This window comes from Streptacidiphilus melanogenes (assembly GCF_000787835.1).
Lineage (GTDB): Bacteria > Actinomycetota > Actinomycetes > Streptomycetales > Streptomycetaceae > Streptacidiphilus > Streptacidiphilus melanogenes.
In genome coordinates, this window is record NZ_BBPP01000058.1 from 26863 (window position 1) to 37937 (window position 11075).

Below are 11075 nucleotides of genomic sequence, written 5' to 3' on the forward strand. Positions count from 1 at the left end.
CTGTGCTTACGATGGGGGCATGACTCAGAAGCAACCGTCTGCACGCATCCGCAGGAGCCCCGACCAGGTCCGCGCTGCCGTCCACCAGGCGGTGATCGACCTGCTCTCCGAGCCCGAGGGCGAGGACCTCAACATCCCCGCGATCGCCCAACGCGCCGGCGTCAACCACACCAGCGTCTACCGGCGTTGGGGCAGCCTCGACGCGCTCCTGGCCGACACGGTGACCACCCGCCTCGAACGCGACTCACCCTTGAACGACACCGGCACCCTGCGCGGCGACCTCCTCGCCTGGGCCGAAGCCAGCGCCGCCGGCATCCGCACCCCCGAAGGCCGCGCCCTCGTGCGCGCCGTCGTCCTCTCGATGCCGAACAGCGCCCAGGCCCAGTCCGAACGCGCACAGCACTTCCAGCGCCGGATGCGCTCCATCGAGCAGATCCGCGAGAGAGCCACGGCCCGAGGCGAGAACCCACCGCCCCTGGATCAGATCCTCGACCACCTCGTCGCGCCGTTCTACATCCGGGCGATCTTCGGCATCGACCCCCCGGCCGACGGCTACCCCGCACTCCTTGTCGACAGACTGCTCAGCCACCGAAGTGAGGCAGGCCCAGCCTGAGCTGTGCGCCGCGGGAGCCCTCAGGGGTTCACCGTCACGATGGTGCTCTCGGGGTCGGCACTGTCGCCCAGGTAGACGCTGTCGCCGCCGTAGACCGCGGTGACGGTGTGCGGGCCGGTGGTCCGGAAGGCGGTGACCAGGCCCGCGGCGGCGCAGTTGCCGAGGCCGACGGACAGGCGTCCCGTGCCGAGGGTCCTGCCGGTGGTGGTGTCCGCGAAGGTGACCGTGCCGGTGGGCCTGATCGTGGGGCCCACAGCGGGGCAGACGGAACGGCCCGCCGACGGGGCGGCCTCGGCGTCATGCGAGTTCAGGATCCCCGCCCTGGTCGGCCCATCGTCGCCGTCGTCGGGCGGCTTGTAGGCTGGCGTGGAACATCTCAGATTCTTGGGGGGAGAGCCCGGTGCGCGCCCGTCGGTTGATAAGTGTGGTTGCTGGAGTCGTCGCGCTGAGCAGCCCGACGGTCGCGTATGCCCGCGGCGGGAGCGGGAGCCACGGGTTCAGTGGCGGGGGCAGCCATGGCGGTGGCTTCCACGGGTCGAGCGGCGGCGGGTTCGGAGGCGGCTTCAGCCACGGTTTCGGCGGCGGCTTCGGAGCGGGCCTCGCAGCCGGTGGCGGTGGCATCTTCACCCTGCTGCTGATCGTGGCAGTGCTCCTGCTGATCCTGTGGCTCAGGTCCCGGCTCCGGAAGGCGGGGCAGGCAGGCGGCCTGAACACGGTGTCGGACCGCACGGCGCACCGTTCGGACGCGCAAGCGAGCGAGCGCGCCGCCCAGGTCGGGGCCCGGGTCGACGCCCTCGCCGACACCGATGCCACCTTCGACCGCGCCGCGCTCGAGAGTCGTACCGTCTGGCTGTACCAGACGGCCCAGCGCGCCTGGACACAACGCGACCACGCCACGCTGCGGCAGATCCTTTCCCCGGTGCTCTACGGCAAATGGGCCGACGAGCTGCGCGACTACGAGTCACGCGGCGAGGTCAACGTCGTGGAGATCGTCTCGGGCCCCGTGGTCGAGTTGGTCGACCTCGCAAATCGCGCGGGCGAGGTGAACGACACCGTCACCTTCCGGATCACCGCGACGCTCAACGACTACGTACGCCGCAGCTACGGCGGGGACGCCCTGCGCAAGGACGGCTCGACGCGCCCCGTCGAGTACTGGACGCTGCGCAAGAGCGGGGCCGGCGAGTGGATCGTGTCCTCGATCGAGCAAGCGGCCGAGGGCGCACACCACCTGACCAACGCCATCGAGACGGACGGCTGGGACCAGAAGGAGGTCGCCCGGGACGCGGTGCTCGAGGTGGCCGGAAGGACCGCGGTCAAGGGGGTGAGCGACATCCTCTCCCTCACCAACATCTCGTGGAGCACGGACGCGGACACCGCCGTCGGCGATCTGAGCGTGCTCGACGGCCGGTTCGACAAGTCGGTTCTCGAGGTCGCCGTCGAGCGGTTCCTCGAGGAGTGGGTCATGAACGACGGCAGCCTCGACTTCACGGCCGTGCGCACGGCCAACCGCACCGTCATGCGTGACGCCGTCATCACGTCGGTCAAGGTGAGCTCGCTGGTCTCGCGCGACCCGGTGGTCTTCCGCGTCGCGGTCGCCGCGGAGGGCGTCTACTACGAGGTCGACCGCCGCAGCGAGCAGGTGCTCCGTGGTGACGCACGCAAGCGCAGGCCGATCACCTTCACCTTCGACCTGCGGCTCGACGACACGTCGACCAGGGCCTGGACCGTGATCGCCGCCGCCGCGGAGTAGGCGCAGCCCTGCAGGAGAACGGTCTCAGAACTCGGTGGGGACGTAGTCCGCACAGTAACCGGTGGCGTATTCGCCGTTGTAGCCGTTGTAGTACTGGTCACCCGTCTCGATGAGAGCGTCACCCGTCTTCGGACCGACCACCCCGTCCGCCTGCAGGTTTCCGACCGCCATGTCTTCCTGGAACAGCACCACCGCCCGCTTGGTCTGCGGCCCCCAGATGCCGTCCTCCGCAATGACCGGGATCTGGTACTTCATTGCCGGGCCGACGGTGCGCTGGAAGTAGTTGAGGCTGTGTTGCACGCACCACACGCCGTGCGTGTTGTTGGGGTAGCCGTCGCCGATCCAGGAGGCAGTGGTCGAAGCGTGGGCACCGACGGCCGACGCGGCGAGCGCCAGCGCAGCGGCGCCCATGGTGATTCCGACGCGTGATGTGAGACGCATGAGCATTCCTCGGTCCATTCATCTTCTCGGTGACGCGCCCGCGTCCCAGGAGAAGGGGGACGGGCGCGGAGGTGATTCCCGCATGCCGAGCACCCCGACTCAGGGCGATCCGGGAGCAGGCCTCGTCCGGCTTTCACAAAGGTGTCACACCGAGGTGCGTCCTTCGGGCCCACCGCCGGTGTCTCAGCCGCTCTGGGACGCGACTCACGCCTGCGACCTGCCCGTTCCAACTGCAGCCGTGAAACGAACGGAGACGTCCGCGGTCTTGTGAGACGGCCCGTGCGATCCCGGGCGTTGCGCGCCCTTCAACGTGCATGCGGCACCGGGAGTCCACGTCCCGATGAGTTCAGGACTTGCGTCCATGCAGGTCAACTGCGTCCCAGCCGTCCCACGCCGAGAGCTGGGACCCATGGGATGCCGCAACGGCTTGCAGGCGTCGACCGATCAGTGGAACAGTCCTGATCACCAGCGGCCCTCTGCGAAACCGATTCCCGCTCCCGACTCGCGTCGGCAGCGGCTCGCAGTTTCCTGTCGCCGGCGCTGAGAGCGCGAAGCCCGTCGCCGCGATTCGAAGCCGTGTCAATTCACCGAACTGCACCGACATCTCGCAGGACTCCCAGTGGGGCCCGCAGACCGAGGCCGCCGTCGAGTTCTTCCAGAAGGAGATGGCCGGCTGGGGTGTGAAGGCCGACGGCATCGTCGGCCCGCAGACCGGGTCCTGGCTCCTGTGGGGTGGTGACGGCTACTACAACGGCGGCAACAACTCGTACTGCTACCACTACATCCCCGGCGACGCGAACAGCCCCGCCGTCTCAGCAGCCGCTCCCACCGCGGCTCAGTGACCACGAACCGACCCCCGAGACCGACCCTGGAAGGGAACCCTCCGTGAGCCTCACCTCGCGCATCGCCAAGGCCGCCACCGCGACCGCGGTCGCCGGCGCCGCCCTCTTCACCCTGGCGGGGCCCGCCAGCGCCACCCCCAACGCCCCCACCCTCGGCGACAGCTACGCCAACAACACGCACGCCGTGTGGTGCGTTCAGCACAACATCAACCACTTCCTGTCCATCACCACGGACCCCAACCACCCCGCGCAGGTGGCGGAGGACGGCATCTGGGGCCCGAAGACCAAGGCGGCCGTCGAGTACATCCAGTCCAACGCCTATGTCGACGGCCAGAAGCTGAAGACCGACGGCATCGTCGGCCCCCTCACGGGAGACATGATCATCGGGGATGGCGACCCGTACTACGTCGGCAGCTACGACGCCTACTGCTGGCAGTACATCCCCACCACCTACGGTCCCTGAGCACCCATCGTGCGCAAGGAGAGACTCTTGAACACGCAGACCTTCGGCCGCGGCATTGCGGTGGCGTTGACCGTCGCCAGCGCGGCCCTGCTCACCCTCGCCGGCCCGGCCAGCGCCTCCGACACCGCGGACTACATCGGCGACAACCAGCCCAACAACACCCACGGCGTGTGGTGCGTCCAGCACCTGATCAACGACGTGGCCCGGCAGAACAACCGGGCGACCATCGCCGAGGACGGCGTCTGGGGACCCCGCACCAAGGACCAGGTCCAGTGGTTCCAGTCCCTCGTCCACGTGCAACCGGACGGCGTCGTCGGCCCGTTCACCGGCGACAACATCCTCTACCGCGGCGACGCCTACTACGGCGGGACGAGCGGCTACTGCTTCACCTACGTACCCAGCGATTCCGGCCTGTTCGAGTAACCAGCCCGGCCGGAGTCCGAATTCACAGAGAAGAAGGTCCCATCATGAGCAGGAAGAGCATCATCACCAAGGCGCTCGGGGCGGCCGCCCTGACATGCGCCGTGCTCGCGGGCACGTCGACCAGCGCCTTCGCCAACACCGGCGCCGGATACATCGGCGACGGCTACGCCAACAACTCCCATGCGGTGTGGTGCGTACAGGACTCCCTCAACTGGGCGTTCAGCCACCACGGGGTCAACTACCCGGCCCTCAGCGAGGACGGTGTGTGGGGCCCCAAGACCAAGGCGGCCGTCGAGGAGTTCCAGTACCTGTTCAGCATGCCCGACGTCGGGGTCATGGCCCAGGACGGCATCGTCGGCAAGGACACCGGCCAGTACCTGATCGAGTTCGGCAACCCCTACTACGACGGGGGCGACTCCCAGCCGAACACGTCCTACTGCTACGGATACCTCCCCTCCAACTACTGACGGCTGGTAGCGCTCCATCACCGCGCCCAACCGGCCTGTTCGCCGGGTGCTGCGACCTGGTGGTTGCCATCCCTGGGAGGCCGGTTCGGGGTTCCTCCTCCCCAAGTGAGGGGAGTCTCCTGCGTGGACCGCAGCAACGTGCCACGCGGGCCACATTGAGATGCCAACTCCGAATCGGCCCCCAGAACCCGTGGGTCATGAGGCTCGCCCAGATCAGTCCGCGCTTCCCGGAAATCGGTCCGCACCGGAGCTGTCATCGGACAGGACCCTGGCCGCGGGCCGGCACCTCCTGGAGGCTGCCCCAAGCCATCCACTGCTCGGGGTGTTCACCCACCCAGCGTTCGAAGCAGGCGCCGAACCCGCACAGCGCCTGCTCGGTCTCGCCCGGCAGTTGGGGGCTCATTTCGAGCGACACTCGCCCGCACGCGCCAGGAGCGGCGATCGCCCTGACGTCGAAGGACCTCCTGACGGCAAGGGAGAGCAGACCGATGGGGATGGTCAGGCGACCGTCAAGAAAGGGCAGGTGCCGTGCCTGCCGTGTGCCGGGGTAGCTCGTGTCGACGTTCACCATCACGATGCCGTCCGAGTCGAGCCACCGTCGGATGTCGGCGGAGCCCAGTTCCGTCAGGATCAGGGGTCTGCCCAGTCGCAGCCGCTCCCGATACATCTCGAGCACCAGCGGATTCTGGTCGTGCACGACGGGGTACGCGGGTCTGCCCGTCGCCTCCTCCACGATCAGCGGCAGCAGGAGCGTGTAGCCGAGCTGCATCCCCATGAGCAGCCGCACCGAGTCCCCGAGGGCACGCGCCTCTCGGACGGCGTCCGACCAGGTCGGGACCGCTCGCGGTCCGGCCCGCATGAAGTCGTGCAGCTGGAGGAAGTACTCGGCCATCCAGCTGACCAGCGCCGTGATCGGGTCCGACGAACCGCGCCACCGTGCGGCGTACTTGCTGCCGTGACGGCGCAGGAAGACCTTCACGTCGGCCCCGATGACGTCGACGAGCAGCCGGAGGACGTACAGGTGGCGTTCTGCCGGGCCGGCTGCGGGTGGTGGGCACTCGGTGAGCGCCCGCAGCACGTCGACGTCCCAGTTGGAGCCCTCCACACGGATGGTCATCGAGGTGGGGCCGCCGCGGCCGCCAGCGCTGCGCCGGCGCGCTGCTTGGCCAGGTCGTGGTACTGACGCAGTCGTGATCCGGGGAGGGAGACATCCTCCAGAATGCGCGGGAAGAGCGCGAGTCGCGTGGCGCACTCCAGGTCGTCGATCGAGAACAGCGAGCCGTTGTTGATCATGGCCCGCGCCGGGCACGTGCCCGCGCACTGGTGCAGCCACGGACACGACGCACAGGGCGCCTCGCTGACGAGCCACCGTTCGCGTGCACGGAGCGCCCGGGCGGATGTGGACGCACGGCTGCGGGTGATCAGGCTGTCCGCCGACGCCGGACCCTCCTCGACCTTCTGTGCCTCCTGGACCTCCCGGACCTCCAGGACCTCCCGGACCTCGTCGACCTTCTCAGTCCCACCGGCGGCAGCGCCGACAAGTGGCAGCGCGCTCCGGCCGGGTGGCGGAAGTACGGCGTCCCGGGTCAGAAGCTGGAATGCGGGGTGACTGCTGGAGTCACACGCCCGTACCGAGCCCACGGCATCGAGCACGAGAAGGTCGCCGGACGCGCCGCAGGGCATCTTCATGCACATGTTGGGGCGTTCCAGGGAGAGGAAGGGTTCGATCAGCTGCACGAGGTTGGTGAGATACGGCCGCTCCAACTCCCCTTCCAGCACCGCCTCGAGCCGATCGGCGAGGAACTCGACGAAGACCCTGCGAAACTGCGCGGTCTCCGGCTTTTCGGCCGCTCTGCCCTCGGCATCCGCGGGCAGGAGCTTCCAGGTGAGCACACCCAGTTCTTGGAAGAAGCGCCAGGTGGCGTGCAGCTGATCGGCGTCGGCAGTGGGTCCGACGACGCTGATGTAGCCGACCTCCTGACGCATGAAGTCAGGGAAGAGACGGAAGTTCTCAGCGATCCGGTCGAACGTGCCACGGCCGCCGTGGTCGACACGATCCCGGTCGTGGATCTCCCTGGGCCCGTCGAGGGAGACCCCGACCGAGAAGCGGTGCGTGCGCAGGAAGTCGACTACGGGCTCACTGAAGTGGAGCCCGTTGGTCTGGATGGTGAAGTCCACCGACGCACCCGCGTCGGCAGCGGTCCGGTTCGCGAAGTCGACGAGTTCGCGGATCTGCGCGAACCGCAGCAGAGGCTCTCCGCCGTGGAACATCAGCATCAGGCGCCGACCAGGCTGCAGACTCTCCTTGATGAGCCGTCGGGCGATGTCGGAGTCCATCCGACCGGGCCATCGCCGTGCGTCGTAGTCGTAGCAGTAACTGCAGGCCATGTCGCACGCGCCGGTGAGCTTGAGGAGCAGCGCCGTCGGCGGCTCCTGCGCGTCGGCGCTGCGGGGCGTGGGCACGGTGCGCAATCCGGTGCGACCGCCGATGAACAGCAGACCGTTGTCGTACAGCGCGCGCACCGTGTCGGCGACGTCTGCGAAACCGCTCCACGTCGTGAGATCGGTGACGTCGGTGCCGTCGAGCGCGTCCAGCAGAACGTCGATGGACGCGGGGCAACGCATCCACCCGGGCCGCCCGTCCGGCACGATGAGAACGTCGTTGCCCCCTGCGGGGATCCGGTGATGTCGGGCGACCTGGATCAGGTCGTCACCGTCCACCTCCGCCCAGTCGGGAAGGGGTGCGACGCTGAATTTCATTCGGCTGCTCCTCGTCGACGGTCACGCGAACTGACAGGCCGGGCCTTGGGTTTCAGCAGCAGGTTGCCTTGGTCCAGGTGACTCCGGCGTTGACCACGGCGACGGCGTTCACGTCGAACCGGCCCATCTGGTCGAGGTTGAATCCGCGTTCCGACAGGTAGCTGTGGACCTCCGGACTCACGCGCGAGGTGAACGGGACGTCCGCCCCACCCAGACGATCCACGTTGCGCGCCGCGATCTCCGTCAGGTCGATGCCGTGAGCGCGCAGATACGCCTGAGCCGGCGCGGCCAACTGGCAGTCACCGAAGAGGGCTTGGACGACGTCCGCGACGAGTTCGGCGGAGTCCGACGCCTCCTGGTAGACGGCGCGGGGCAGCTTGAGCATGATCTCCAGCGCATCCGCCGGAGCTTTCCGATCGTTGTCGTAGACGTTGTACTTGAAGCCGACCTGGACAGACCCGCCCGAGGTCAGGTCGATCCCATGGCGTTTGCAGACCTCGGCCACGCGCTCGCTCGGAACGAACTCCAGCGCCCCGGGCGACGGACACAATCCGATCGCCGGCTTCTGCGACAGCAGGGCGAGGTGGTTGAAGTCCACGCCGGCGGCCTCCAGATCCTCCCGCAGTTCGGGACGCACCCGGTCCGAGCCGAAGAGGAAGTCTCCGACCTTCTGTTCGAACGTGGAGCGCTGGTCATCGGGAATGTTCACCGGCACGTAGACGATGATCTGGATGACGTTGGTCGCGTTCGCGCCCGTCGTGGTCATGCCCTTGCCTTCCTGATTGGATTTCCGGCCCTGTGGACAGGCCGGACAACGCTGACACCACGGCTTCGACGGGAGGCGCCATGCCGTTGGGAGAACCCAGAACGCTGATGCCCGCCTCGCGCAGGCGCTGTACGTTCTGCTGGACCAGGCCGTTGGCCCACATGCGCGGGTGCATCGAGGGCACCATCAGCGTGGGGATGCCGGTCGCACAGAGCAGGGTGGTGGATGCCAGGTCGGTTGCCATTCCCGCTGCGGTACGCGCCAGGAATCCGGCCGAGGCGGGGTAGACGAGCAGCCGACTCGCGACGTCGGTGAGCCACACGTGGAGCGGTTCAAGGGACTGAGCCGTGGTCTCCTCCCCCAGCACCGGGCATTGCCCCAGGTGCCGCACCGCAGTTGGGGTCACGAACCGCTCAGCCGCCTCGGTGAGGATCACCACGAGCGGACCAGGTTGGGCCCTGCCGAGCTCGTAGGCCAGTCCGCCCAGGTTCGCCGCCGCCACCGAACCGGCACCGATGACGACGGTCAGGCCTTCCTGCCGTGCCCGTTCGACAAAGGGAGGGCCCATTCCTGCTGCGAACTCACCCATGCCAGCCAGTAGATACCGAGAGAAGGCAACCCCCTACCCGAGCCGTGCCGTTCAGCGGGAAAGATCACCCGAACGGCAGCGCTCGAGGTGTGACCGAGGGCCGACGCCGCGCCTGAGTACGTTCCTGCTGAGCAACGCAGCCAACGCAATCCTGAGCGGGCCGGAATGGCCCGAAGGTCCGGCCCGGTGAGGGACCAGCCGGCCGGACTCCATCCCGACCTCCCATGAACGCACAGCTCAGCGCGGCTCCGCAGAGCCATCGGCAAACGGCCTGCAAATCCGCCCCTGACCTGGCCACACTTCGGTCCTGGCCACACTTTGGTCGGGCCCTTGCCCACAGTCACCACGATCCCTAGGCTGCGCACCTGCCGAGCCATCATCGCTCGGCGGCAACTCAGCCCGCTCTACCACCGGGAACAGCAATGACCCAGCCATATGTGCCCGACATGGCGCAGCAAGCCAACCGCCCCGTCTGCGTGGCGGCCGTCGTGTCCGCTGTCGCGTCACTCTTCGGGCTCCCCGGCGCGATCGTTGGTGCGGTATCGGGGGTTGTGGCTTTGAGGCAGATCGCGCGCGAGGGCATGCGCGGCAAGGCCCTCGCGTGGACCGGCATCGCGATATCCGGCCTGTGGGTGATCGCCTCCGGGCTCGCGGTGATCGTCTTGTTGGCGGCCTCTGGCCATACCGTCTCGGGCTCAGTCGTCGTCCACCCCTGACCCCGGTCCGCAAAGCTGCCCGATCGAGATCGACGCGCTCCTCGCCGAGCAGCGGAACGACGCCCATGTGGTCGTCAACTCCCTTACTACAAAGGGTCAATGATGGCCGTAATCGGTCTACCGGCAGCGCCTGCGATTCGTCAGACTCGCGGCCTGCGGTCCGCTGTCGGCGGACGCCGAGAGTGGGGGGAACCACCATGAACAAAACGCAGGCCAAGGCGGCCGTCGCCACTTACGACCTGGACCGGTTCGTGCAGCTGATGCAGGCCGTCTTCGCCGGCGACGACTTCAACGGCATCAAGACCGGCGGTCCGGGGGTGCTGCTGGACAAGTTGCTGAAGAAGCGCAACGCGAAGCTCGATCAGGTGAAGCTTGACGCTCCCTTGGAGGTGTTCGACCCGGTGTACGACTTGGACTTCCTGCTCGCCCGCAGCCTGGGCAAGCTGCTGAAGGTCCGCTCGCCGTACATGTACCAGGCGCAGAAGCTGTTCTCCGAGGAGATCGCCAAGCTCTTCAACGTGAAGGATCCGTACCTGGACCTCTTCACCATCGAACCCAAGCACGTCACCACCCTCCAAGCGGGGCGGATCGACACCGACCTCAGGTTTGAACTCGGCATCAAAGACTGGATGTTGAAGAACGTCGCGGGCTTCGGCATCGACCTCGACCACGCCGCCGTCACGGTCGTCACGCCCGGGTCCGAGTGGGTGCTGGGCTTCGACTACGCCGAACGCAGGCGGGTCCTGCGGATACGGCTCCGGCCAACCGGGGAGCTCCAGGTGGTCTTGGACGTCCGCATGAGCGAATCGGCCTTCAGCGACGAGGGCGACCTCGGGCTCGACTCCGACGGGCTCAAGACGCTCATGCTCCAGGTGGCCGGCGCACCCACCGCCACCATCACGAAGCTCCCCGCCAACAACCCGCAGCCGACCGTCGACGCGATCAACGCCCAGCTGACGGGTGAGAAGCCTTACGCCTACGGGCTCATCCGCAGCTACGGCGACTGGCACCGGGCGTCCAAGCAGGCCTCGTCCGTCTTCGCGAACCCGCCGACCGCGCCGGCCCCGATCTGGGGCCGCCCGTCGCCGGAGGGCGAGCACATCGTCGCCGTCAACGGCGTGATCCGGCAGGAGGGCGGTTCCTACGTCGTACCGGTCTGGACCTGGCAGGCGTCCTTCGAGGTGAAGATCCCGGTCGCGCGCCTGTCCGGCTACCTGCCGACGGTGGTGCACGGCCGGATCGCCG

Annotated in this window: 14 protein-coding genes; 8 read left to right on the forward strand and 6 right to left on the reverse strand. The window is 68.0% G+C overall.

The window, feature by feature from the left end:
- Window positions 1-19: 19 nt before the first annotated feature.
- On the forward strand, window positions 20-613 hold the full coding sequence (locus TR49_RS35795) for a TetR/AcrR family transcriptional regulator (RefSeq protein ID WP_042389772.1): 594 nt from the start codon (window positions 20-22) through the stop codon (window positions 611-613).
- A 20-nt stretch (window positions 614-633) separates the two neighbouring features.
- On the opposite strand, the gene TR49_RS35800 is transcribed toward TR49_RS35795, so the two are convergent.
- Window positions 634-867, reverse strand: coding sequence for an Ig-like domain repeat protein (locus tag TR49_RS35800; RefSeq protein WP_042389774.1), 234 nt, complete (start codon window positions 865-867; stop codon window positions 634-636).
- A 170-nt stretch (window positions 868-1037) separates the two neighbouring features.
- Between TR49_RS35800 and TR49_RS35805 the strand changes: the two genes are divergently transcribed.
- Window positions 1038-2363: a Tim44 domain-containing protein gene (locus TR49_RS35805; protein WP_084725771.1), complete on the forward strand. Its 1326-nt coding sequence runs from the start codon at window positions 1038-1040 to the stop codon at window positions 2361-2363.
- Between the two features lie 24 nt (window positions 2364-2387).
- Here the strand turns inward: TR49_RS35805 and TR49_RS45110 are convergent, their stop codons facing one another.
- Window positions 2388-2804, reverse strand: a complete 417-nt coding sequence (locus tag TR49_RS45110; protein WP_236653683.1) for a peptidoglycan-binding domain-containing protein — start codon at window positions 2802-2804, stop codon at window positions 2388-2390.
- A 353-nt stretch (window positions 2805-3157) separates the two neighbouring features.
- On the opposite strand from TR49_RS45110, the gene TR49_RS46530 reads away from it, so the two are divergent.
- Genes TR49_RS46530 through TR49_RS35830 form a run of 4 tightly spaced genes read left to right on the forward strand, consistent with a single transcriptional unit; the run spans window position 3158 to window position 4999 of the window.
- The gene (locus tag TR49_RS46530; protein WP_201776275.1) at window positions 3158-3646 is read left to right on the forward strand and encodes a peptidoglycan-binding domain-containing protein; all 489 of its coding nucleotides are present in this window, start codon (window positions 3158-3160) and stop codon (window positions 3644-3646) included.
- A gap of 43 nt (window positions 3647-3689) precedes the next feature.
- Complete coding sequence (locus tag TR49_RS35820) at window positions 3690-4109, forward strand: peptidoglycan-binding domain-containing protein (protein ID WP_042389781.1); 420 nt, start codon at window positions 3690-3692, stop codon at window positions 4107-4109.
- 27 nt (window positions 4110-4136) lie between these two features.
- On the forward strand, window positions 4137-4532 hold the full coding sequence (locus tag TR49_RS35825; RefSeq protein WP_042389782.1) for a peptidoglycan-binding domain-containing protein: 396 nt from the start codon (window positions 4137-4139) through the stop codon (window positions 4530-4532).
- Window positions 4533-4576: 44 nt separating this feature from the next.
- Window positions 4577-4999: a peptidoglycan-binding domain-containing protein gene (locus TR49_RS35830; RefSeq protein WP_052434923.1), complete on the forward strand. Its 423-nt coding sequence runs from the start codon at window positions 4577-4579 to the stop codon at window positions 4997-4999.
- A gap of 253 nt (window positions 5000-5252) precedes the next feature.
- On the opposite strand, the gene TR49_RS35835 is transcribed toward TR49_RS35830, so the two are convergent.
- The 4 genes from TR49_RS35835 to TR49_RS42130 are packed head-to-tail and all read right to left on the reverse strand — an operon-like array spanning window position 5253 to window position 9114.
- Window positions 5253-6116: a lysophospholipid acyltransferase family protein gene (locus TR49_RS35835; RefSeq protein WP_152627638.1), complete on the reverse strand. Its 864-nt coding sequence runs from the start codon at window positions 6114-6116 to the stop codon at window positions 5253-5255.
- Window positions 6113-7759, reverse strand: a complete 1647-nt coding sequence (locus TR49_RS44860; protein ID WP_042389785.1) for a radical SAM protein — start codon at window positions 7757-7759, stop codon at window positions 6113-6115. The genes TR49_RS35835 and TR49_RS44860 overlap by 4 nt, the downstream gene beginning before the upstream one ends.
- A gap of 52 nt (window positions 7760-7811) precedes the next feature.
- Window positions 7812-8525: a hypothetical protein gene (locus TR49_RS35845; RefSeq protein ID WP_042389787.1), complete on the reverse strand. Its 714-nt coding sequence runs from the start codon at window positions 8523-8525 to the stop codon at window positions 7812-7814.
- A complete protein-coding gene (locus TR49_RS42130; protein ID WP_084725772.1) occupies window positions 8452-9114 on the reverse strand; it encodes a flavoprotein in 663 nt (220 codons plus the stop codon). The genes TR49_RS35845 and TR49_RS42130 overlap by 74 nt, the downstream gene beginning before the upstream one ends.
- Window positions 9115-9536: 422 nt before the next feature.
- Between TR49_RS42130 and TR49_RS35855 the strand changes: the two genes are divergently transcribed.
- Window positions 9537-9830 carry a DUF4190 domain-containing protein gene (locus TR49_RS35855; protein ID WP_042389791.1) on the forward strand — a complete coding sequence of 98 codons (294 nt, stop codon included), beginning with the start codon at window positions 9537-9539 and terminating at the stop codon, window positions 9828-9830.
- Between the two features lie 197 nt (window positions 9831-10027).
- Window positions 10028-11075 (forward strand): hypothetical protein (locus TR49_RS35860; protein WP_042389792.1); only part of this gene is annotated, 1048 nt, incomplete at its 3' end.

Excerpts from the sequence above, each read along its gene's own strand:
- TR49_RS45110 (WP_236653683.1), bottom strand. The coding sequence starts at position 2,804 with ATGCGTCTCACATCACGCGTCGGAATCACCATGGGCGCCGCTGCGCTG.
- TR49_RS35795 (WP_042389772.1), top strand. The coding sequence starts at position 20 with ATGACTCAGAAGCAACCGTCTGCACGCATCCGCAGGAGCCCCGACCAG.
- TR49_RS35855 (WP_042389791.1), top strand. The coding sequence starts at position 9,537 with ATGACCCAGCCATATGTGCCCGACATGGCGCAGCAAGCCAACCGCCCC.
- TR49_RS44860 (WP_042389785.1), bottom strand. The coding sequence starts at position 7,759 with ATGAAATTCAGCGTCGCACCCCTTCCCGACTGGGCGGAGGTGGACGGT.
- TR49_RS35830 (WP_052434923.1), top strand. The coding sequence starts at position 4,577 with ATGAGCAGGAAGAGCATCATCACCAAGGCGCTCGGGGCGGCCGCCCTG.
- TR49_RS35845 (WP_042389787.1), bottom strand. The coding sequence starts at position 8,525 with ATGACCACGACGGGCGCGAACGCGACCAACGTCATCCAGATCATCGTC.
- TR49_RS35835 (WP_152627638.1), bottom strand. The coding sequence starts at position 6,116 with ATGACCATCCGTGTGGAGGGCTCCAACTGGGACGTCGACGTGCTGCGG.
- TR49_RS42130 (WP_084725772.1), bottom strand. The coding sequence starts at position 9,114 with ATGGGTGAGTTCGCAGCAGGAATGGGCCCTCCCTTTGTCGAACGGGCA.